Here is a 21,746-nt window from a genome sequence, read left to right as displayed (position 1 = left end):
CTTTACCAATTATTTGTGACTTCTATCAAAGTGGTTAGCTAATTTATCACCTAGATACTGTATTAACATGACAACAATAATTAAAATGATAATACAGATAATAAGAACTTCGGTGACATAACGCTGATAACCAAACCGAATCGCTAAATCGCCGATACCTCCGCCACCAACGACACCCGCCATTGAACTAAAACCTATGAGTGATATGGTCGTGACTGTAGCATGGCGGATTAGCTGTGCTAACGCTTCAGGAAACAATATGCCAAAGATGATTCGAGTGTGTGAGGCACCACTAGCAATGGCTGCTTCAATAACACCTTTGTCAATTTGGCTAAAGGCGTTTTCCGCCAATCTAGCATAAAATGCTATTGCAGCTATTGCCAACGGGACAATTACCGCTTTTGGACCAACGGTAGTACCGACAATATACGTTCCAAGTGGTAGAACGGCTACCATCAAAATTAAAAAAGGAATGGAGCGCGTTGCATTAATAATAAAATTAGCCACATTCCCTATCACCCTGTTTTTTAGAAAAAATGGATTGGATAATAAAAATAGAAGTAATCCAATTAGGGTACCAAAAATAAGCCCAGCTAGTAATGACCAACTCACCATAATGAACGTTTCTTCTGCGGCTTTCCATAGCATTTCCATTATTTCAGCGATTGTCAGTTTTACCATTATTTTATTTCCTCAATGATCACACTTTGATGTTCCAGTTTTGCAATAAGCTGTTGGATATTATTGGGTTCACCAATTAACTCTATAACTAGATTGCCTAGCGCTTGTTGGTCAAAATATTCGATAAAACCATGCAATATATTAAAAGCCACACCCGTTTCATAAGCAGATTGATACAAAATAGGTTGAGTGGTGTTTTCGTTGATATAGCGAAGTCGAACCAATTTACCTTTGACATTTTGTCTTATAGGTTCAGGCAAATGAGTATTTTCATCAATGTTAAGAAAATTTTGGGTGAATTGCTGTTTGGGATTGGCGAACAAATTGAAAGTGTTATCCATTTCAACGATTTCACCTTGAGACATCACAGCAACTCGATCGCAGATTTTTTTTACGACATCAATTTCATGGGTAATCAGTACGATGGTTAAGGAAAATTTTTGGTTAAGCTGTTTAAGTAGTTCCAAAATGGCACTGGTTGTAGTCGGATCGAGTGCGCTGGTAGCTTCATCACACAAGAGTATTTTTGCTTCATTAGCTAATGCACGGGCAATGCCGACTCGTTGTTTTTGTCCACCACTCAGTTCAGCAGGATAAGCTTTGGCTTTGTCGCTTAATCCCACTAATGCAAGTAACTCCTCTACTCTATTTTTGACAGCCTCCCCTTTTTTACCTGCAGCTTTTAGTACAAAGGCAATGTTTTCATAAACCGTTTTTGATGAAGCTAGATTAAAATTTTGGAAGATCATGCCGACTTGAAAACGAAAGGCCATTAATTGTCGCCCTTTTAACGTCTGAATATCTGTGCCACCAACAATAATCTGTCCAGAGCTAGGATCAACAAGTCGATTAAGAGTGCGAACTAAGGTACTTTTACCTGCACCACTGGAGCCAATAATACCAAATATCTCGCCATGATTAACCTCAAACGAAACATTTTTTACTGCATCAATGATCTGATCTTTGGCCTCAAAACGCACAGATACATTTTTTACTTGAATCAATGGTGTATTTTTCAGTGGTGTATTTTGCATAGTTAAAATAATTGATAATCAGGTTTTTGGAAAGTATAGAAAATACCGTTTTTGTCTTCGATCACTTGTAAATATTCGTCTGATTTCAGGACATCTATAATGTCTTTACCTAAAGTATCTTTTGATTCAGTGCGAATGGCAATGACGTTTTTATGATCTTTATCAAGGATTTCTGTGTAAAGTGCTTTAGATAGATCTAAACCTGCACCGATCGCATAATTTCCATTTACAACGGATAAAACAACATTATCCAGTGATCTAGGCGTTTGTGGCGCTTCGATGGGTACAATTTCTAATTCATATGGATTTTCGATAATGTTTTTTGGTGTTAGATTATTTTTATCAACCGCAGGATCGAGCTTAATTAAACCTGCTGCTTGTAAGATTCTTAGCGCTCTTGCTTCGTTAGTAACATCATTTGAAATGGTGACTTGATCACCTTTTTTTAATTGCGAAAAATCGGTGATCTTGTTCGAAAAAATACCCGCCCCAGCTGTTGGTACAAAACCAACAGCTAAGAGATCTAAATTACGTGCTTGTTTGAAATTTTCAAGATAGCTCAAATGTTGGAATAAATTAATATCAATATCTTTATTGGCTAAAGCCAGATTAGGTTGTACATAATCACTGAATTCTCGGATTTCAATTTTGTAACCTTTTTTTTCTAATCCTGGTGCAATCGCTTGTTTAAACATATCACCATATGGACCTGCTGCTACGCCCACGGTGAGTTGATTTTCCTTTTTAGCTTCGCCACAACTTGTTAATAACAACATGGCCGAAAATATGGCTATTGTTGCCGTGATTAGTTTTTTAAACATGTTAATTTTTCCTTAATTTTTGATAATCTATCTAAAGCTGCAATCAAGGTTTGTTCTTGTTTTGCAAAATGAAAACGAATATAGCGATATTCTGGATGTTTAAAAAAAGCCGATCCAGGAACAGCCGCTACTCCAACTTCTTTTATTAACCATTCACAAAATTCAAAATCGGTGGTAAATGGATTCAATCCAGAAATATCAACCAATACATAATAAGCACCTTGCGGTTCATAATAAGATAAGCCTATCTGATCTAAACCTTGTAAAAATAAGCGACGTTTAGCCATATAAGTCTCGGTGAGTTGCTGATAATATTCCTCACTTAATGATAGACCTGCACAAGCAGCTTTTTGTAATGGCGCAGCAGCACCAACGGTAAGAAAATCATGAATCATTTTGCAGCCATCAATGATGCGTTTGTCCGCAATGATATAGCCTAGACGCCAACCTGTAATAGAATAAGTTTTAGATAATGAACTGCAACTAATCGTGCGCTGTTGCATGTCAGGAAAACTCGCTAAATAGAGATGCTTATGCGGTGGATAGACCATGTGTTCATACACTTCGTCAGTGATAACATAAGCATCGAATTCAATTGCTAATTGACTGATATATTCAAGCTCATCTTGAGTAAATACCTTACCACAAGGATTACTCGGATTACATAAAATTAATGCTTTAGCACCTTGCTCGAACGCTTCGCGGAGCTGCTTTTTATCAAACTCGAAAGTCGGTGGAATAAGTGGTACATAGATGGGCGTTGCATCCGACAGTATTGCATCCGCACCATAGTTTTCATAAAAAGGCGAAAAGATGATAACTTTATCTTTTGGGTTACATACCGTCATCACCGCACACATCATTGCCTCAGTACTGCCACACGTAACTAATACGTTTTCATCTGGGTTTATATCGATATTCATTAATTTTTGCTGTTTTTTGGCTAACAGTTGCCTAAATTCTTGTGATCCCCATGTGATTTCATATTGGTGAGGCCCGTTATCAGCGGCTTGCTTAAGCGCATCAATAAGCTGTTTTGGTGGGTCAAAATCAGGAAAACCTTGTGATAAATTGATAGCCTGATATTTATTAGCAATTCGCGTCATCCTACGAATAACTGAATCAGAAAAATGATCGAGTCGATTGGCTAGTTTATGCATTGTTTTTTTAGATAATAGAATAATAAGGTTGGTAAGTATAATACAAAACTCTATTTTTTCTGTTAAATAATATATTTATATATCGATATAGTTTTTATTTATAACGTAAAGTTAGCAAAAACAATGATTGATTAGGTGTTTTTATTCCATCATTTCAGAAGTGAAACAAAATAGTCTGCAAAATTTATATAAAACATACCAAGAAAAAAGTTTATTCAAATTTAATATTGAGCAATTAAGATTTCATTAGTAATTTATCAGCTTTTACTTTCGTTGCCAATGCGTTTTATGGGCAAAGCCTAAAAGATTGTTCGTCATTTTTATCTGTTGTAGCTGTAACGACCAGATGGGTGCTTTCATTACTCTGGCAAAAGGAAAGGCACGATAGTATTGATTATAAGCATCTTTAGCTTGCTCACCTTGCAACTGTGTTGCTTGAGCCTGAAATTGTATGCCTTGAATCTGAGCGACGGTTTTAGGTGTAACGGCAATTGTACCCGCTACTTGCGGTTGAATTAGCATTGCCTTGGCATGCTCCGTTTTTAACTCAGTTAAAAAATAGAGATTTAACCGCTTTTCATCCAATACATAAAACACATTACACGCCCACGGCAAGTTATCCGATGTAATGACACTCAGCGATAATACATGGTTTTTTCTAATAAACTTAAGAATTTTGGGATCGATTGACATACATTATTCTGGCTTAACATTTAAATGCATATCTTCGCCCCAGCGAGGTAGTGACGGTATATCAATATCAAACAGATCAAGCACTCGTGCGACACTGTGGGTAATCATATCATCGATACTGTCAATATGCTGATAAAGTGCAGGTACTGGTGGAAAAATTACACCTCCCATAAGAGTCACCATTTCCATATTTTTTATATGGCTTAAATGCAGTGGGGATTCCCTTATCATTAATACCAATCGGCGACGCTCTTTTAGTACGACATCGGCAGCACGAGTTAATAAATTATCCGATAAACTCTGAGCAATTGCAGCTAAAGAACGCATTGAGCAAGGTGCGACCAGCATGCCCATAGTCTTGAAAGAACCACTGGCAATCGCTGCGCCAACATTATTGACGGAATAAACTTTATCTGCCAATGATTCAATCTGAGCCAAACTCATATTAGGGATTTCGTAAGAGCGCGTTAGTTGTGCTGCTTTTGAAATTACTAAATGTGTTTCAATATCCAATGGTTTTAAAAGCTCTAAAGCTTTAATACCATAAGCAAAACCTGTTGCACCACTAATTCCAATTACTAGTCGCTTTACGGTCATATTCATTCCTATTTTATTCAAAATCTGGCAGAAAACGTTTTATATCAACTTCTTTAAAATGGGCTCGTTCAAATTCTGCTTTTAAAGCAAAAGGCACCGTGCAATCAAAAATTACTTTTGCCGAACTACCAAATTGCCTAATAAACGGGCTATATTCTGGACGTTGAGATGGATCAAGCGGATGGCATCTAACGCCTGATATTGTTGAGATATCAATATCGCCTTGAAAACGAGTATTCATCGCCCACAGTACATCATCAGTATCATAAATATCAACATCTTCATCAACAAGTATCACATGTTTTAATTCGGAAAATGCCGCAAAAGCTAAAATAGCTGCTTGCTTATGTTTACCTTCATCAGAAGGAACAGATTTTTTAAATTGTAATATGGCTAAATATTTTCCTCCACCAGAACGATGTGCGTAAACATTTAATAGTTTACCTGGCATGGCAGCTTCGACCATTTGTAAAATACTGGCTTCGGTAGGAATACCCGCCATATTAACATGTTCCTCACTTGGTCCGATGCAAGTTTGATAAATTGGATTTTTTCGATAAGTAACTGCTTTCACTTTGATAACAGGTAGTGATTGATTCGCAGGACCTGTATAACCCGGGAATTCAGGCATTGCTTTACCTGTGTGAGAGTTTTGATCTTCAGCGACTCGTACATTCGGTAAGATTTCACCTTCAATGACGACTTCGGCATTAGCAATCGCTTTTGCATTAACTGTTAAACAATCAACTAATTCAACTGCACGTCCACGTATGCCACCAGCAATAGAAAGTTCATCAAAACCAATTGGTGTAGTTGGTGGTTCAAAGCATGCAGACACTTCAATCACGGGGTCGACACCAATACTAATTGAGACAGGTAAAGGTTTTCCTGCCTTTTCGGCTTTTTCACGAAACACATCTATATGCCGTCCGGGGACAAAGTAGATCGAAATTTCGTCTTTACTTTGATAGCACATTCGATGAATAGTTATATCGCTTTCACCTGTTTCTGGATCGCTCGCATAGAGCATGCCAAGGGTAATGTATGGGCCGGCATCTTCTTCGGTATTAGTGGGTGCGGGTACGAGTTTACGAATATCAAAATCAGGATCAGTCGCTTTATGCACGATTTCTTGACAAACTGCTTGTTCACGAGGAATTGTTATCGGAGCTATGGGATTATTTACTGCATCTTTTAGTAAAAAAGCGAGTTTGTCTGGCTCACAACCAAATAAATGTGCAACTCGTTTACGCGAGGCAAGTAATCCAATTAAGACTTTAAAATTATCAAATCCCTTTACTTTATTAAAAATCATTGCAGGACCAATTCGAGTAGGTCTTTTAACCGTTCCCCCTGCCCCAACAAAACGATAAACACCCGCTAACTCAGCCATAGGATCAACCGGAGTGTCAGTGGTAACCAGTTGATTTGGGATTTGTGCAAGTTGATTAATTGCATCACGCAAATCATAAGATCCAGTTGGATTTGCCATAATAATCTCTTCCATTTTAATCAATGTTAAATCAGACAACTTTTGCTAACAATTCAAGCTGCATTCAACGGTTATTAATCTCAAAATTGATTTTAAATAATCGAATGTCACTAATCATACCGATATAACACCTAGCTATCAAGCAAGTATCTGTGTGGTTCACTGGATTTGAGCATTAATGAGATAATTTATGCTATTTAACAGTATTAAACACCGTTTTTATAAAAAAATAGCAAAATCTGTCAGTAAAAAAGATGAGTTATTTGACACACAATAATAGATTACGAAATAATCAACAAGAATATAACAACCAACTTCCCTGTTAGTTGCATTACAAGACTTATTCTTTTGCCATTGGTCGTTCAACAACTTTGGTTTCTTGGTCGCCCTGTATAGACTTAATTTGAGCTTCATATTGTTCAACGGCTTGTTTATCCGATAACAAACTATACACCAAAGTAAATTCGGTACTTTGTCCTGGTTCTAATTGGCGTACACGTTTTTGTTCACGCTCAATTGTAACTGGGTAGGCAAAACTGGTTCCAGGTTCTAAACCTGTTACATAGCCTTGTTTAAGAGTATCGGTATTTTTCCATAAAGTAAAAACAGGTAATTGACTGGTATTAAATGAGATACCCGCCCCTTTGTCACCTGCTTGGTTAGTAACCATCACTTGAGTCTGTCCTTGATCATCGGCATAAGGATAAATATTAAAGACCATCTCATCAAAGTTTTTAGTTGGACCTAAATACGTTTGCCATGTTTTTAAGCCTTTTTTAGCATAATCATTAAATGGTGAAATTTCTTTAACTGGTGCAACAAAACGAGCACCCTCTTCTAGAATCGGCGTACCATAATTGCTGTGATAAATAATTTGGTAATCACGAGTATAATCACCTTTATTGGTTACAACATCATGAACAATGAAATCTTTACTACCGGGTACGTAGCTAAGCGATACCCAAGTTTCGAGATTGCTTTTCTTGAAAGTATTTTCTTTAATTAATCCTTTCACTGTTATGGTATAAGGTGCTTTATCTAATACATTAACGATCAATTTTGATACAGGGGTATTTTGTGCTCGACCATGAAGCGTATATATCATGCCATCGGCTTGTACCGCATGACCTGTCCACTCAAAACCACAACGAACCATTAATTCATTAAAACCATCTAACCAACCCAATCCACCACGACTTTCTAAATTAATGTATTTAGGGTTGACAACTTCATCTACCGGAGAGTCCCATCCCAGACGGATGCCATCACCATCAACAGATAAAATACCGAGTCCTCTTGTAGGACTTAATTTAATTGTAAGATTATCACTAGCTATCGTTAAAAGCTCTGCACCATCTTGTTTACCACCTTTAAGAACTGTGTTTTTGATGGTAAATTTATGCTCTTTTACACCTAAATCTTTACTCGAAATTGACCAGTTACCTTTAGCAAGACCTTTATCAACATCTGTTAATATAAATTCTTTTGCATCGGCACTATAACTCGCCAAACTAAGTATTGTAGCTAATGAAACTAATTGAACTTTCATGGTAATTCCTCTCATGATTAATAAAACAACACTGAATCGTTTCAGTCAATATGACATAAATAACCAAAAATCGACAAAGAAAAATCATTAAAATGAGAGGTTATTCACACTTTTACAAAACCAAATAATAAATGTAGCAAAATGATTTGATTGAATAAGTGTGAAATATTAAGAAGATTATTGTTTAGGTCTTATTTGTCCCGCTTTCCAATGTTTGCGACAAACTGAATGGAACTCGCTGTCTCCTAAATGAATTGAATTGCCATATTTAACAATTTGCCCATCTTTTCCTTCTAGTAAATTCATGGTTGCTTTTTTTCCACACCAGCAAACTGTTTTTAGTTCTCTAAAGTTATCGGCAATTTCTAATAATGTTTTTGAACCTTCAAATAAATGTCCCATATAATCCGTTTTTAAACCAAAAAACATCATCGGTACACCATATTCATCACACACATCAGACAACTTCCAGATAGTGCTTTGCGATAAAAATTGGCTTTCATCAATTAATACACAAGCGTAATTATTTTTCTTAATCAATTCAATGATTTCATCAACACTATTATCATCAAGCTGTAATGCTTTTTTTCGCAATCCTAAACGTGAGACAATTTCAACCGCCGAATCACGGGTATCGACCGAAGATTTAAGCAGTAAAGTTTGCATATTATTACTTAAATAATTGTGGTCAATTTGTAATAACTCGGTTGATTTACCTGCGTTCATTACGGCATAAATATAGTAAATTTTCGACAAAATAAGACTCTCAGAAATAAAGTTAATGGATAAAAGAGATAGTTCAGATAGTAAAAAGGTAAGTTACTTAACTTACCTTTTTTAAAGCTTAAAGATTAATTATTTCGCTTTACCTTGATTAGCAACCGCGGCTTGTTTTGCTGCGATTTCATCAGCATTACCTAAGTAATAATGTTTGATAACTTTCATGTTGTCATCAAATTCATACACTAATGGTACACCAGTTGGGATGTTTAGTTCGATAATATCATCGTCACTGATGTTGTCTAAATGCTTAACTAAAGCACGAAGAGAGTTACCATGAGCAGCGATAATTACACGTTCACCTTTAGCAACACGTGGCGCAATTGTTGATTCCCAATAAGGAAGTACACGTTTAATGGTTAACGCTAGGCTTTCTGTTAATGGTAATTCTGATTCAGGTAAATTGCTGTAACGTGAATCATGACCAGGGAAACGTTCATCTGATTTTTCAAGCGCAGGAGGTGTAATTGCAAAACCACGGCGCCATAATTTTACTTGCTCATCACCATATTTAGCCGCAGTTTCTGCTTTATTTAGACCTTGCAGTGCACCATAGTGACGTTCATTTAGTTTCCAACATTTTTCAACAGGTAACCAAGCTTGATCAACTTCGTCAAGAACATGCCATAAAGTATGAATCGCACGTTTTAATACAGAAGTATAAGCGTAATCAAATTGGAAACCTTCTTGTTTAAGTAGTTTACCTGCTTCGGCTGCTTCTTTATTACCTTTGTCAGATAAATCTACATCAGTCCAACCACAAAAACGGTTTTCTTGATTCCAAACACTTTCTCCATGTCGAATAAGAACTAATTTTTTTACTGCCATGAGTCTAACTCCTTTGTTACGTAGAATAAAACTGGTTAAATTAAATAATCTTTATAATACTCGTAAATTCCATACATTAACTGTTTTGCAATTAATAAATACTAATTTTTTGAAAGATATTTTAATGGATCAACGGATTTTGCTTTATAACGAATTTCAAAATGCAATCTTACTGAAGAGGTACCCGTTGCTCCCATAGTTGCAATTTGTTCTCCAGCTCGAACGGCTTGTTGCTCTTTTACTAAAATCGACTGGTTATGTGCATATGCAGTTAAGTAATCATCATTATGTTTTATAATAATTAAATTACCATAACCCGGTAATGCATTACCTGAGTAAACCACGCGACCATCTGCAGCAGCCATCACTTTATTACCTAATCCACCAGCGATATCAATACCTTTACTTGCATTAGAAAATTTTTCAATAATTTTGCCTTTTGCTGGCCACTGCCATGTAATATTTGCAACTTTAGTCTTGGAAGTTCCAGTATCTGACGAATTTGTTTTTCCATTATTTGTAGTATCATTCACAGAGTCGGTTACCGTTTGAGTTGTCTGAACAACACTCGATGTTTTATTATTTTTTCCTGATGTTGTAGTGGTTGTTGTAGTGGTAGTAGTTAAAACCGGTGTCGGTACTGGTGTAGGAGTTTTAGTTGTAGTTGTAGTTGTAGTTGAAGTTGTTGGCGTAGTTTTAGTATCCGGTACTTTAGATTTTTGATTGGTAACCGCCACTTGTTGGGTTGTTTGATTGCTCGTTACTTGTTGTGTAACAACAGTGGTTCCCCCACTTACATCTAATACTTGTCCAATCGAAACAGAGTAAGGTTTCTTAATATTATTTTTAGCCGCTAAAGAGCGATAATCATTACCCGTTACCCAAGCTATATAATATAATGTGTCGCCTCGGCTTACAGTATAAGTATCTCCTTGATACCCCCCCTTAGGAATTTCGTCATAATTACGGTTATATGAAACACGATCGTTAGTAATAATTACACCGTTATTGCTGTTTACATTACTGTTTGTATTGTTGTTTGCATCACCATTATTTGAACTTGACGTCGTTACTGGTTTAGGTACCTGTGTTGAATTGGTATTTGATGGTACTGAAGATGGAGAAACACCACTTCCAGTAGAAATATTAACAGGAGGTTTAGAGTAACCTGTTTTTGATGAACCACCAGAAAAATCCGAAATATCTTCAATTTGGGCAGGATTGGATTGAGTACAGGCAGTAATGACCAAGCTTAAACAAGTTAGCGTAAGAATCTTTTTCAAAGCAACACCTTTCATTCGTTAATATTGTTTTAAGAGCATATTCTATCGTTTCTGATATAAAAAGCTATTATATCGGTTCCTTATTATGCTAGCTATAATAAAATAGTTAAGGATACAATTTAAATCAATTACAATCCACTGAATTTCTACTAAATTCGCACAAATATACCCTCTGTTTTTCGATTATTAATAGATTGCACAACAAATAGTCAACATCTAATTAGCAATATGTTTATTTATTATAACTATTATAATAAATAGCGGAAAATAGAATTTATTTTTGAAAGTGGTGAGTATATACAATAAAATGCTTGTTCGTACAGTAGATTTATTCTATTTTCTGTGAAATTTTAATGTGACTCAAATTAATGACTCTATATATTGTTGCAACACCCATTGGAAATTTAGATGATATTACCCTTAGAGCAATTGACACACTTAAACGTGTTGATTTGATAGCTGCTGAAGATACGCGCCATAGCGGTTTATTATTACAGCATTTGGGTATTAAAGCTAAGCTTTTTTCCTTACATGATCATAATGAACAAGAAAAAGCACACGTTCTGATTGAAAAACTTCAATCAGGTCTCTCTATTGCCTTGGTTTCAGATGCCGGAACGCCATTAATCAATGATCCTGGCTACCATTTAGTAAAAACTTGCCGTGAAAATGATATAAAAGTAGTTCCGATTCCAGGAGCTTGTGCCGCCATTGCAGCCTTATCAGTAGCTGGATTACCATCCGACAAATTTATTTATGAAGGATTTTTACCTGCTAAAAGCAAAGCACGGCAAGATAGTTTAGCCTCATTAATTACTGAGCCTCGCACCATGATTTTTTATGAATCAACGCATCGCTTATTAGAGACCCTTAAGGATATGCAAACTATTTTTGGTGCCAATAAGCAGATCGTGTTGGCTAAAGAACTGACTAAAACATGGGAAACCATTGTTAGTTTTCCAGTCAATGAACTTATCGACTGGTTAAATCAAGATGCATCTCGTCAGAAAGGTGAATTTGTCTTAATTGTGGCTGGGTATACAGAAAGTAATAAGGATATTGATCCAAAAGCCATAAATACTCTTAAATTATTACAAAAAGAGCTACCATTAAAAAAAGCAGCTGCGATTACTGCTGAAATTTATGGACTTAAAAAGAATCAACTCTATCAAATTGGTTTAAATTTGGAAGAATAAATTAACAAGTCATGCGTTACTTGTCACTTTTAATAAATTTAAGCAAAGTAACAAGTTAAAACCGATATCAACATTTGATATAGATCTATTACCAACACGTCAATAAGAACATTGGCATAAATAGCATGATTTAGTATATAATTACCTCTTATATTTAAGACATTTATTGATAAAAGGTAACAAACAGTATGGGATTTAAATGTGGTATCGTCGGACTACCAAATGTTGGCAAGTCAACTCTTTTTAACGCACTAACCAAAGCAGGCATTGAAGCAGCTAACTTTCCATTTTGTACTATCGAACCAAATACTGGTGTAGTACCAATGCCCGATCCACGTTTAGATGAGCTGGCTAAAATTGTCAAACCTCAACGCACCTTACCTACTACTATGGAATTTGTTGATATTGCTGGTTTAGTAAAAGGTGCCTCAAAAGGTGAAGGTTTAGGTAATCAATTTTTAGCCAACATTCGTGAAACTGAAGCCATTGGCCATGTTGTTCGTTGTTTTGAAAATGAAAATATCATTCATGTTGCAGGCAAAATTGACCCAGCTGAAGATATTGAAATTATTAATACTGAACTTGCGTTAGCCGATCTAGAAGCTTGTGAAAGAGCAATGACACGTTTACAAAAACGTGCTAAAGGTGGCGATAAAGATGCTAAATTTGAACTCGAAATTCTTGAAAAATGCTTACCACATTTAGAACAAGGTAAAAAACTATTACTATTGGATTTAAGTAAAGAAGAGCTTGATGCGGTTAAATACTTGAGCTTTTTAACATTAAAACCAACCATGTATATTGCTAATGTTAATGAAGATGGATTTGAAAATAATCCTTATTTGGAAAAGGTAAAAGCCATCGCCGCTCAAGAAAAATCTGTTGTTGTTCCTGTATGTGCAGCCATAGAAGCAGAACTGGCTGAACTAGATGATGCTGATCGTGATGAGTTCATGCAAGATCTAGGATTAACTGAACCAGGCTTAAATCGCGTTATTCGTGCTGGTTACAGTTTACTTAATTTACAAACCTATTTTACCGCAGGTGTTAAAGAAGTTCGCGCATGGACTATATCAGTTGGAGATACTGCCCCACAAGCAGCAGGTAAAATTCATACCGACTTTGAAAAAGGCTTTATTCGAGCACAGACCATTGCTTTTGATGATTTTATCAAATATGGTGGTGAACAAGGTGCTAAAGAAGCAGGAAAAATGCGTTCTGAAGGAAAAGATTATATCGTACAAGATGGCGATATCATGAACTTTTTATTTAATGTATAACCATCTACTTTACGTCGCCTTTTGGCGACGTTGTTATATTTACTGTTATATTTACTGTTATATTAAGTTCTCATTAAGATTTAATATAATAATAATTTTTACACAAACGTATACCTTACCTGAAACTTCTTGTCAAAACTAATGGACTATTCACATAAGGAAAGCACTCGTCAATGTTACTTACTTTTAATCAAGCTAAACAAAATATATTAGAAATCGCGACTAAAGCAAAACCTCTGACTAACCAAAAGGTTTCATTATTTGACGCTTTAGATAGAATTGCTGCCATACCAATTATTTCGCCAATTAATGTTCCAGGATTTGATAATTCAGCAATGGATGGGTACGCAGTCAGACTATCAGATATTCAACAAACAAAAACATTACCTTTAGCCAGTGCAATATTTGCGGGTGACGATATTAGTAATTTACAATGGTCTGAAGGTACTTGTTTACGCATTATGACAGGTGCCCCTGTCCCGATTGACGCAGATGCGGTTGTAATGCAAGAGCATACAGAACAATCCGATTTAGGTATTCGTTTTTTAAAGGAAATTAAAGCGGGTGATAACATACGTCGGTGTGGTGAAGATGTAAAAAAAGATTCGATAACGGTTACCACAGGTACTAAATTAACATTACCAACCCTATCAACCCTTGCAACATTAGGCATTAGCGAAGTCACCGTTTTTAACAAATTGAAAGTAGCTATCTTTTCAACGGGTAATGAACTAACACCAATTGGAATGCCCTTATCAGGCAATGGCGCAATTTATGATAGTAATCGCTTTACTTTAAAATTGTTATTAACAAAACTCAACTGTGAAATCATTGATCTTGGAATTATTCCTGATGATCCGACTCAAATTAAACAAGCTTTAGTAACCGCATCAAACCAAGCAAATCTTGTCATAACCAGTGGTGGCGTTTCGGTGGGCGATGCCGATTATACGAAAACAGCCTTAGAAGATTTAGGACAGATCAATTTCTGGAAAATTGCCATGAAACCAGGTAAACCTTTTGCTTTTGGACAAATTGGTCATGCATTATTTTGTGGTTTGCCGGGCAACCCAGTATCAACCTTGGTAACTTTTTATCAACTCGTTCAGCCTTTGATTTTGACACTTTCTGGGCTTAAAACAACCGATATTGATTTTTGTTTCCAAGTAAAAGCAGCCACCAACCTTAAAAAGAGTATTGGTCGGGTAGATTTTCAACGAGGAAGATTGCAAATTGATGCTCAAGGAGAATTAGAAGTTGTTTCTACTGGCCAACAAGGATCACATATTACACAGTCGTTTAATCAGGCTAACTGTTTTATTATTCTCGAACAAGAACGCGGTAATGTAAACAAAGGCGAACTGGTGACGATTGAACTATTTAATACTCTACTTAAGTAATTTCACCAATCTAATATAGAAGTTAACTTATTAACAAAAATCATACACTTTTTAAATAGTGTATGATTAATGTTATTTAGTCATTAAAAGAGTGCAACTAAAATAGCACCAGCAGCAATCATTGCCACACCAATTCCAGCTAACAATGAGATTTTTTCACCAAATAAAATTGCTGCAAATACGACTGCAAAAACCACACTTAATTTATCAATTGGCGCAACTTGCGATACTTTACCTTCTTTAATTGCCATAAAATAAAACAACCAAGATAGAGCGCCAGCAATACCACTTAGTGCTATGATTAACAATGCTTTTTTATCATTTAAAAAGGTGCTAACAAGATTAAGTTTTCCTTGTACTACAACCACACCAACCAAAAAAATGGCCATAACAACGGCACGAATCGCTGTGGCTGTATTGGCATCAAGCTGTTGTAAACCGATTTTACCTAAAATCGCAACACCCGCTGCGGTAATTGCTGAGAGTAAAGCATAAATAAGCCATGCACTCATACTAATACCTATCTACTTGAAAAAGGAACTGCTGATTATTTGAATTATTTTCACATTGTTGTGATTTACTCATCATACCTTTGCAATCTTCTAATACGCCATGTGCCTTTGACCAATGATATTTTTTCCCTTGATCATTTTTCCCGCCACATGCAACTAAAGTTAAACTTAAGATGATGCAAGTTAATCCAAGCGTTGCTAATTTCATTATGCCCCCTTTTTTTCAATCAAAAACTGAATTACAGTTTCGAATTCAAACATTTGAAAATCATTTTAATCCAGAATTATGATGATTAATAGCTAAACTGCCACCTATTTTTAATAGATGAAAATAACGATCAGCTCGATGCTCACATAATTGTTGCGCAGGCTCATCTAACGATTCATCAGATAATTCAAATGTTCCCCAGTGAATAGCAATCGCTTCATGACAATTGAGTTCGTCATACAACTGCACAGCCTGCGCAGGATCGATATGTTGCGATTGTAACAATCTACGGGGAGCATAAGCACCTATTGGAATTAATGCCAGATCAATACAAGTAAAACGTTGACCTATCTCTTTTAAACGCGGTGAATAGCCAGTATCTCCCATAAAATAAACGGTTTTAGTTTTATTGGGAATATCTACATTTGATTGCACTATCCAACCGCACCATAACGATTTGTTAATATCAAAAAGACCTCGATTACTCCAGTGTCTAGCGGGTGTTGCGGTAAAAGTTAGACAATCAAAAGTGATTGAATAATACCAATTAAGTTCAAAAACCTGCTTAGCACCCCATTTCAAAAGCTTATCTTTTAATCCTAAAGGAGCAACCAAGACGATTTTAGGAAAACGCTTGACCAATTGACGAATACTATATTCATCCAAATGGTCATAATGATTATGCGAAATCATTATAAAATCAATGTTAGGCAATTGATCGATACTAAGTGCTGGTGAATTATATCGTTTAGGTCCAGTAAATTGTGAAGGTGAAGCTCGCTTAGAAAAAATAGGATCGGTTAAAATCATCTTATCATTTAAACGAATTAAATTGGTTGAATGACCTATCCACCAAACTCTATCGTTAGGTAAAGTGAGATCGATAGACTCACACCAAGCCTGATTAAATGCTTCATACCCTCCTTTTGGCTCAAGCACTTTACGTCTTTGATACCACCACCATGTTTTAACAAAATTGATGGTAAACGGTTCATGATTCTCAAATTTTTTGGTTGAACGATGTACTTTTTTATTAGCTTCTTGCTTGTTTATCATCGATTAAAATCCTAGATTAATTAGCGGAGCGTTCTATCACCACGGCCACATTACTCGCATTAGCAATTGCGCCAGGTTTTGAAACTTTCACTTTTAACCATTGCACTGAAAACGTTTGTATCACCAATTGCGCTACACGTTCAGCGACACATTCTATAAGTTCAAATTGAGTCGATTGAATAAAATTGGTTATCGATTGACTTACCAAAAAATAATCTAAACACAGTGTAACATCATCACTCTCACCCGCAGGCTGGTTGTCCCATGACATTTCAAGATCCAGTATTAACTTTTGTTTTATGGTCTTTTCCCATTCATAAACACCGATGGTTGTTAGGACAGTAAGACCTTCTATTAACACTCTGTCTTTATTATTAATTTTCATAGTTAGTTCCGATTGCTGCTCTGTATTAAATAGAGATTACCGAATATTGATAAATTACGCTATAATTTATTGCAATATATTATAAGAAATTAGTAATTATGACTCGTATATATCAACCTTTTACCATCAATCAAAATAGCCTTATTACTTTAAATGATGATGCCTTTAATCATCTTATACGGGTGTTGAGAATGAAAACAGGTGAAGAAATCATCTTATTTGATGGTTCAAACCACATCACCCCAGCAGTTATTCATGAAATAAATAAAAAATCCGTCACAGTAAAAACGGCCACAACATTTTTAGATAATCGTGAATCGCCTTTAAATATTCATTTAGGTCAAGTGATTTCGCGCGGGGAAAAAATGGAATTTACCATTCAAAAATCCGTAGAATTAGGCGTCAACACTATCACTCCCCTTTTATCGGAACGCTGTGGTGTTAAGTTGGATGACGAAAGAATGAATAAGAAAGTCCAACAATGGCAGAAAATTGTGATTTCAGCCTGTGAGCAGTGCGGTCGTAACGTGATACCTATCGTTAATCCCGTGATGAAACTGGAAAATTGGTGTGCAAGTTTAACAAGTCAATTAAGATTAAATTTACATCCTAAAGCGCAACATGGTATTAAGCATTTACCTTATGATAAAAAAGATATTAGTCTACTAATTGGTCCCGAAGGCGGTCTGTCCGATGCTGAAATCAATATGACACATCAATATGATTTTACTGATATACTACTTGGTCCACGTATATTACGCACTGAAACAGCAGCACTTACCGCTATTACAGCCTTACAAGTACATTTAGGTGATTTAGGCTAATGAAATAGAAATAAGGTAATAAATGTTTATTTGCATCTAGACCAGTAACGAGTATGATAGTTACCAATTTACTTATAATAATGGGTAATACTCTATCATAATGTTTCAAATATACTTTTTAACAAGTATTACTTTAATATATGTTATCATCATAAATGTCGATAAAACCAATAACGTCAGTAAGGAGTTACCATGATTAAGCTTGGTATAGTAATGGATCTAATTAGTCATATCAAAATTAAGAAAGACACAAGTTTTGCTATGCTACATGAGGCACAAAAACGTGGATACCAACTTTTTTATATGGAAATGAATGATCTTTTTTTACGTAATGGCGAAGCGTACGCAACAACAAAGACATTAAAGGTTTATAACGACCATTCCCATTGGTTTGATTTTACCGAAGAACAAACTATACCGTTAAGTGATCTTGATGTAATTTTAATGCGTAAAGATCCACCCTTTGATACAGAATTTATATACGCAACGTACATTCTTGAACGTGCTGAAGCAAAAGGTGTATTAGTGGTTAATAAACCACAAAGCTTACGTGATTGTAATGAAAAACTATTTACTGCTTGGTTTGCACAATTTACACCTGAAACATTAGTTACTCGGCAAACACAACATATTAAAGAGTTTCATCAACAATATTCTGATATCATCTTAAAACCTTTGGATGGTATGGGAGGCGCCTCAATTTTTAGGATTAAACAAGGCGATCCAAATGTATCCGTGATTATTGAAACATTAACCGAACATAATACACGTTACTGCATGGCGCAAACCTATATACCCGCTATCACAGATGGTGATAAACGAGTTTTAGTGGTCGATGGCGAACCTGTCCCTTTTTGCCTAGCTAGAATTCCACAGAAAGGTGAAACACGAGGTAACCTAGCGGCAGGTGGTCATGGTGAAGTCAGAGCACTCAGTGAAAGTGATTGGCATATTGCTAAAAGTGTTGCTCCAACTTTAAAAGAAAAAGGGTTATTATTTGTAGGACTGGATATCATTGGTGATAAACTAACTGAAATTAATGTTACTAGCCCTACATGTGTTCGTGAAATTGAAGCAGAAAATCCAAATCTTTCAATTACTGGCATGCTTATGGATGCCATTGAACGTCGATTAAATAAGTTGAGTTAAAAATGATTAGAGAATTTAAAAGTACCGATTTAGATAAAGTTATGGAAATATGGTTACAAGGTAATGAACAAGCACATAACTTTATTGATAGTAATTTTTTCAAACAAAATTTTGATATCGTAGAAATGTTGATCCCAATGTCAACTGTTTATGTTCAAGATCTTGATGGTATAAAAGGCTTTATTGGCATAACTGAAAATTATATTTCAGGTTTGTTTGTTGAACAAGATTATCGTCGACAAGGTACAGGCAAAGCTTTAGTTAATAAAGCTAAACAACGCTATAATGAACTTTTTGTGCATGTTTATAAGAAAAATACTGATGCGATTAACTTTTTTCTTTCACAAAACTTCGAAATCATATCCGAATCAATCAATGAAGAAAGTAATGAATCAGAACTTTTATTGCGTTGCGATATTGAGCATAATGTTAAAATTGGTAAATGTGCTTTATAAACAATTAAAGATGTGAGCATATGAATTTAAAAAATCATTTTATAATCGCTATGCCGACCATGAGCGATGTATTGTTTAGCCGTTCTGTAGTATATATTTGTGAGCATAACCGCGATGGTGCTATGGGAATTATTATCAATAAACCTATCATTGAACTGAATGTTTCAACGATACTAAGTCGCCTTGAAATTACTGCATCAAAAAATTGCGCAGAACTTGAATATCCTGTTTTTGCAGGAGGTCCTATTGCAGAAGAACAAGGCTTTATATTACACACACCGCAAACCGGTTTTTCATCAAGTATTCAAATTTCTGACGATGTAATGATAACCACTTCCCTTGATTTATTAAAATCAATTGGCACAAGTCAACAACCCAAAGATCTTTTATTAGCATTAGGTTACTCTAGTTGGCAGTCGTTACAACTTGAAAATGAAGTTGCCAGAAACGACTGGTTAGTTGCTGATGCTGACGCTAAGATTATTTTTGAAGTTCCTTTTGAAAATCGCTGGCAAAAAGCAGCCGAATCTTTGGGTGTCAATATGAACACAATTTCGCACCAAATGGGTAATGCATAACCCATGGCGACAGTAATTGCATTTGATTTTGGCACCTTTAGTATTGGTGCTGCTATTGGTCAGGATGTGACTAGAACCGCCAGTCCTCTTTGCTCATTCAAAGCTCGTGACGGTATACCTAATTGGCAAGCTATTGAAAAAATCTTAAATGAGTGGCAACCTGATTTATTAGTAGTAGGTTTACCGTTAAATATGGATGGTACAGAACAACCGTTAACCGCCAGAGCCCGTAAGTTCGCTAATCGATTACATGGACGGTTTGGTTATCAAGTTCAATTGCAAGATGAACGCTTATCGACGGTTGAAGCAAAATCACGAATTTTTGCTTCTCGTGGCTATCGTGCCCTTGAAAAAGGGCATGTTGATGCTACTTCTGCTGTCATTATTTTAGAAAGCTGGTTTGAAAATAATTAGCAAACTGAATTAATTCGTTATTTTTTAAATAATTCATCGCCAACAAATTTCATCCTTGCTAAAATAAAAAGCAATTTTTCTACTGTAAGGATTGCTCACTGTGTCAAATAATAAATCTCTCAGTTATAAAGATGCTGGTGTCGATATCGATGCTGGCAATGAACTGGTTAATCGCATCAAATCAGTTGTTAAAGAAACTAAACGTCCAGAAGTGATGGGGGGACTAGGTGGCTTTGGCGCACTGTGTGCTATTCCACAAAAATACAAAGAACCCATTTTAGTATCTGGTACAGATGGCGTTGGTACTAAATTACGTTTGGCAATGGATTTGAACCGCCATGAATCAATCGGTATTGATCTGGTTGCCATGTGTGTCAATGACCTCATCGTTCAAGGTGCTGAACCCTTATTTTTCCTCGACTATTACGCAACGGGCAAACTTAATGTCGATGTTGCCACAACGGTAGTTACAGGCATTGCCGAGGGGTGTAAACAATCAGGTTGTGCCTTAGTCGGAGGTGAAACAGCTGAAATGCCAGGCATGTATCATGGCAACGACTACGATTTAGCAGGATTTTGTGTGGGTGTCGTTGAAAAATCGCAAATGATTGATGGTACTAAAGTTCAAGATGGTGATGTATTAATTGCATTAGCATCAAGTGGTGCACACTCCAATGGCTATTCATTAGTACGAAAAATTATTGAAGTGAGTGGTGTTAATCCTGCTGTTGAACAACTCGACGGGAAACCACTTGCTGATCATTTACTTGCACCAACTAAAATCTATGTCAAATCTGTTCTTGATTTAATTGCTCAGATTAAAGATGTACATGCAATCGCGCATATTACTGGTGGTGGATTTTGGGAAAATATTCCACGCGTTCTGCCCGATAATACTCAAGCAATAATAAATGAAGCAAGTTGGCAATGGCCAGCAATATTTGATTGGCTACAAAAAGCAGGCAATGTAAGTCGTCATGAAATGTACCGCACATTTAACTGTGGTGTTGGTTTAATTATTGCTTTACCAAAATCACTGGCAGATAAAGCTATTTCTATACTTAATCAGCACGGTGAAAAGGCGTGGTTATTAGGTGAAATTAAACATTCAACATCGGCTGATCGTGTTGTGATTGAATAAGTTAACTTTTATGTTATCCATCAAAATTATTATGATGGATAACACTTATATCGAATCATACACAAAAAGTATTAATCGCCCTATTCATTTAAATAAAAGGAGTTGATATTAGGTTAAAAATTTCATTGTTTATAGTGTGATTTAATTGCCTAACTAATCTTATCAAACAAATTTTTAATTAATTATTCCTCTTTTATCAAATCTTTAACTATTTCTTTTTTAATGCTAAA

Annotated in this window: 24 protein-coding genes; 9 read left to right on the top strand and 15 right to left on the bottom strand. The window is 35.7% G+C overall.

Annotated features, from left to right (window positions below):
* Window positions 1-9 precede the first annotated feature (9 nt).
* From H3T96_RS10005 to nlpD, 11 genes are all read right to left on the bottom strand, one after another.
* Window positions 10-681, bottom strand: coding sequence for a methionine ABC transporter permease (locus H3T96_RS10005; RefSeq protein ID WP_086351456.1), 672 nt, complete (start codon window positions 679-681; stop codon window positions 10-12).
* Entirely contained in the window at window positions 681-1,715 is a 1,035-nt protein-coding gene (locus H3T96_RS10000) for a methionine ABC transporter ATP-binding protein (RefSeq protein WP_232356448.1), read from the bottom strand. The genes H3T96_RS10005 and H3T96_RS10000 overlap by 1 nt, the downstream gene beginning before the upstream one ends.
* Window positions 1,716-1,717: 2 nt before the next feature.
* A complete protein-coding gene (locus H3T96_RS09995) occupies window positions 1,718-2,536 on the bottom strand; it encodes a MetQ/NlpA family ABC transporter substrate-binding protein (RefSeq protein ID WP_144091033.1) in 819 nt (272 codons plus the stop codon).
* On the bottom strand, window positions 2,521-3,696 hold the full coding sequence (locus H3T96_RS09990; protein ID WP_144091031.1) for a pyridoxal phosphate-dependent aminotransferase: 1,176 nt from the start codon (window positions 3,694-3,696) through the stop codon (window positions 2,521-2,523). Before H3T96_RS09990 ends, H3T96_RS09995 begins: the two co-directional genes overlap by 16 nt.
* 264 nt (window positions 3,697-3,960) lie before the next feature.
* Window positions 3,961-4,389 carry a pyridoxamine 5'-phosphate oxidase family protein gene (locus H3T96_RS09985; RefSeq protein ID WP_144091030.1) on the bottom strand — a complete coding sequence of 143 codons (429 nt, stop codon included), beginning with the start codon at window positions 4,387-4,389 and terminating at the stop codon, window positions 3,961-3,963.
* Window positions 4,390-4,392: 3 nt separating this feature from the next.
* Window positions 4,393-4,986, bottom strand: coding sequence for a UbiX family flavin prenyltransferase (locus H3T96_RS09980; RefSeq protein WP_144091028.1), 594 nt, complete (start codon window positions 4,984-4,986; stop codon window positions 4,393-4,395).
* A 13-nt stretch (window positions 4,987-4,999) separates the two neighbouring features.
* The gene (locus tag H3T96_RS09975) at window positions 5,000-6,478 is read right to left on the bottom strand and encodes a UbiD family decarboxylase (protein WP_086326536.1); all 1,479 of its coding nucleotides are present in this window, start codon (window positions 6,476-6,478) and stop codon (window positions 5,000-5,002) included.
* A gap of 340 nt (window positions 6,479-6,818) precedes the next feature.
* Entirely contained in the window at window positions 6,819-8,027 is a 1,209-nt protein-coding gene (locus H3T96_RS09970) for an aldose 1-epimerase family protein (RefSeq protein WP_144091026.1), read from the bottom strand.
* A 177-nt stretch (window positions 8,028-8,204) separates the two neighbouring features.
* A complete protein-coding gene (locus H3T96_RS09965; protein ID WP_065738901.1) occupies window positions 8,205-8,783 on the bottom strand; it encodes a thymidine kinase in 579 nt (192 codons plus the stop codon).
* A 99-nt stretch (window positions 8,784-8,882) separates the two neighbouring features.
* Window positions 8,883-9,635, bottom strand: a complete 753-nt coding sequence (gene gpmA, locus H3T96_RS09960; protein WP_065602620.1) for a 2,3-diphosphoglycerate-dependent phosphoglycerate mutase — start codon at window positions 9,633-9,635, stop codon at window positions 8,883-8,885.
* Between the two features lie 101 nt (window positions 9,636-9,736).
* Window positions 9,737-10,918 carry a murein hydrolase activator NlpD gene (gene nlpD, locus H3T96_RS09955; protein ID WP_186279193.1) on the bottom strand — a complete coding sequence of 394 codons (1,182 nt, stop codon included), beginning with the start codon at window positions 10,916-10,918 and terminating at the stop codon, window positions 9,737-9,739.
* A 368-nt stretch (window positions 10,919-11,286) separates the two neighbouring features.
* On the opposite strand from nlpD, the gene rsmI reads away from it, so the two are divergent.
* The 3 genes from rsmI (at window position 11,287) to moeA (ending at window position 14,794) form a co-directional block, all read left to right on the top strand.
* On the top strand, window positions 11,287-12,114 hold the full coding sequence (gene rsmI / locus H3T96_RS09950; RefSeq protein WP_144091022.1) for a 16S rRNA (cytidine(1402)-2'-O)-methyltransferase: 828 nt from the start codon (window positions 11,287-11,289) through the stop codon (window positions 12,112-12,114).
* Window positions 12,115-12,302: 188 nt separating this feature from the next.
* Entirely contained in the window at window positions 12,303-13,394 is a 1,092-nt protein-coding gene (gene ychF / locus H3T96_RS09945) for a redox-regulated ATPase YchF (protein WP_065602623.1), read from the top strand.
* Between the two features lie 173 nt (window positions 13,395-13,567).
* Entirely contained in the window at window positions 13,568-14,794 is a 1,227-nt protein-coding gene (gene moeA / locus H3T96_RS09940) for a molybdopterin molybdotransferase MoeA (protein WP_144091020.1), read from the top strand.
* A gap of 83 nt (window positions 14,795-14,877) precedes the next feature.
* Here the strand turns inward: moeA and H3T96_RS09935 are convergent, their stop codons facing one another.
* The 4 genes from H3T96_RS09935 to folB are packed head-to-tail and all read right to left on the bottom strand — an operon-like array spanning window position 14,878 to window position 16,955.
* Window positions 14,878-15,306 (bottom strand): EamA family transporter, encoded by a 429-nt coding sequence (locus tag H3T96_RS09935; RefSeq protein ID WP_065738897.1) that lies wholly within the window; start codon window positions 15,304-15,306, stop codon window positions 14,878-14,880.
* A gap of 1 nt (window position 15,307) precedes the next feature.
* Entirely contained in the window at window positions 15,308-15,514 is a 207-nt protein-coding gene (locus H3T96_RS09930; RefSeq protein ID WP_065738896.1) for a hypothetical protein, read from the bottom strand.
* A 60-nt stretch (window positions 15,515-15,574) separates the two neighbouring features.
* Window positions 15,575-16,570: an MBL fold metallo-hydrolase gene (locus H3T96_RS09925; RefSeq protein WP_144091018.1), complete on the bottom strand. Its 996-nt coding sequence runs from the start codon at window positions 16,568-16,570 to the stop codon at window positions 15,575-15,577.
* A 16-nt stretch (window positions 16,571-16,586) separates the two neighbouring features.
* A complete protein-coding gene (folB, locus tag H3T96_RS09920; RefSeq protein ID WP_144091016.1) occupies window positions 16,587-16,955 on the bottom strand; it encodes a dihydroneopterin aldolase in 369 nt (122 codons plus the stop codon).
* 98 nt (window positions 16,956-17,053) lie between these two features.
* Between folB and rsmE the strand changes: the two genes are divergently transcribed.
* The 6 genes from rsmE (at window position 17,054) to purM (ending at window position 21,516) form a co-directional block, all read left to right on the top strand.
* Window positions 17,054-17,779, top strand: coding sequence for a 16S rRNA (uracil(1498)-N(3))-methyltransferase (rsmE, locus tag H3T96_RS09915; protein WP_144091013.1), 726 nt, complete (start codon window positions 17,054-17,056; stop codon window positions 17,777-17,779).
* A gap of 192 nt (window positions 17,780-17,971) precedes the next feature.
* The gene (gene gshB / locus H3T96_RS09910) at window positions 17,972-18,928 is read left to right on the top strand and encodes a glutathione synthase (protein ID WP_144091011.1); all 957 of its coding nucleotides are present in this window, start codon (window positions 17,972-17,974) and stop codon (window positions 18,926-18,928) included.
* Between the two features lie 2 nt (window positions 18,929-18,930).
* Window positions 18,931-19,383, top strand: coding sequence for a GNAT family N-acetyltransferase (locus tag H3T96_RS09905; RefSeq protein WP_144091009.1), 453 nt, complete (start codon window positions 18,931-18,933; stop codon window positions 19,381-19,383).
* Window positions 19,384-19,403: 20 nt separating this feature from the next.
* Entirely contained in the window at window positions 19,404-19,961 is a 558-nt protein-coding gene (locus H3T96_RS09900) for a YqgE/AlgH family protein (protein ID WP_186279192.1), read from the top strand.
* 3 nt (window positions 19,962-19,964) lie between these two features.
* Window positions 19,965-20,375, top strand: coding sequence for a Holliday junction resolvase RuvX (gene ruvX, locus H3T96_RS09895; protein WP_186279191.1), 411 nt, complete (start codon window positions 19,965-19,967; stop codon window positions 20,373-20,375).
* 100 nt (window positions 20,376-20,475) lie between these two features.
* Window positions 20,476-21,516, top strand: a complete 1,041-nt coding sequence (purM, locus tag H3T96_RS09890; RefSeq protein WP_144091007.1) for a phosphoribosylformylglycinamidine cyclo-ligase — start codon at window positions 20,476-20,478, stop codon at window positions 21,514-21,516.
* Window positions 21,517-21,746: the final 230 nt, after the last annotated feature.

Origin of the sequence: Gilliamella sp. W8136, from assembly GCF_016101285.1 — a bacterium.
GTDB classification, from domain to species: domain Bacteria; phylum Pseudomonadota; class Gammaproteobacteria; order Enterobacterales; family Orbaceae; genus Gilliamella; species Gilliamella apicola_N.
This window is presented reverse-complemented; position numbering and strand designations above follow the sequence as displayed.

Excerpts from the sequence above, each read along its gene's own strand:
- moeA (WP_144091020.1), top strand. The coding sequence starts at position 13,568 with ATGTTACTTACTTTTAATCAAGCTAAACAAAATATATTAGAAATCGCG.
- H3T96_RS10005 (WP_086351456.1), bottom strand. The coding sequence starts at position 681 with ATGGTAAAACTGACAATCGCTGAAATAATGGAAATGCTATGGAAAGCC.
- H3T96_RS09980 (WP_144091028.1), bottom strand. The coding sequence starts at position 4,986 with ATGACCGTAAAGCGACTAGTAATTGGAATTAGTGGTGCAACAGGTTTT.
- H3T96_RS09900 (WP_186279192.1), top strand. The coding sequence starts at position 19,404 with ATGAATTTAAAAAATCATTTTATAATCGCTATGCCGACCATGAGCGAT.
- H3T96_RS10000 (WP_232356448.1), bottom strand. The coding sequence starts at position 1,715 with ATGCAAAATACACCACTGAAAAATACACCATTGATTCAAGTAAAAAAT.
- H3T96_RS09970 (WP_144091026.1), bottom strand. The coding sequence starts at position 8,027 with ATGAAAGTTCAATTAGTTTCATTAGCTACAATACTTAGTTTGGCGAGT.
- gshB (WP_144091011.1), top strand. The coding sequence starts at position 17,972 with ATGATTAAGCTTGGTATAGTAATGGATCTAATTAGTCATATCAAAATT.
- H3T96_RS09990 (WP_144091031.1), bottom strand. The coding sequence starts at position 3,696 with ATGCATAAACTAGCCAATCGACTCGATCATTTTTCTGATTCAGTTATT.
- gpmA (WP_065602620.1), bottom strand. The coding sequence starts at position 9,635 with ATGGCAGTAAAAAAATTAGTTCTTATTCGACATGGAGAAAGTGTTTGG.
- rsmE (WP_144091013.1), top strand. The coding sequence starts at position 17,054 with ATGACTCGTATATATCAACCTTTTACCATCAATCAAAATAGCCTTATT.
- ruvX (WP_186279191.1), top strand. The coding sequence starts at position 19,965 with ATGGCGACAGTAATTGCATTTGATTTTGGCACCTTTAGTATTGGTGCT.
- H3T96_RS09905 (WP_144091009.1), top strand. The coding sequence starts at position 18,931 with ATGATTAGAGAATTTAAAAGTACCGATTTAGATAAAGTTATGGAAATA.
- H3T96_RS09925 (WP_144091018.1), bottom strand. The coding sequence starts at position 16,570 with ATGATAAACAAGCAAGAAGCTAATAAAAAAGTACATCGTTCAACCAAA.
- rsmI (WP_144091022.1), top strand. The coding sequence starts at position 11,287 with ATGACTCTATATATTGTTGCAACACCCATTGGAAATTTAGATGATATT.
- H3T96_RS09975 (WP_086326536.1), bottom strand. The coding sequence starts at position 6,478 with ATGGCAAATCCAACTGGATCTTATGATTTGCGTGATGCAATTAATCAA.
- H3T96_RS09995 (WP_144091033.1), bottom strand. The coding sequence starts at position 2,536 with ATGTTTAAAAAACTAATCACGGCAACAATAGCCATATTTTCGGCCATG.
- ychF (WP_065602623.1), top strand. The coding sequence starts at position 12,303 with ATGGGATTTAAATGTGGTATCGTCGGACTACCAAATGTTGGCAAGTCA.
- H3T96_RS09935 (WP_065738897.1), bottom strand. The coding sequence starts at position 15,306 with ATGAGTGCATGGCTTATTTATGCTTTACTCTCAGCAATTACCGCAGCG.
- folB (WP_144091016.1), bottom strand. The coding sequence starts at position 16,955 with ATGAAAATTAATAATAAAGACAGAGTGTTAATAGAAGGTCTTACTGTC.
- H3T96_RS09930 (WP_065738896.1), bottom strand. The coding sequence starts at position 15,514 with ATGAAATTAGCAACGCTTGGATTAACTTGCATCATCTTAAGTTTAACT.
- H3T96_RS09985 (WP_144091030.1), bottom strand. The coding sequence starts at position 4,389 with ATGTCAATCGATCCCAAAATTCTTAAGTTTATTAGAAAAAACCATGTA.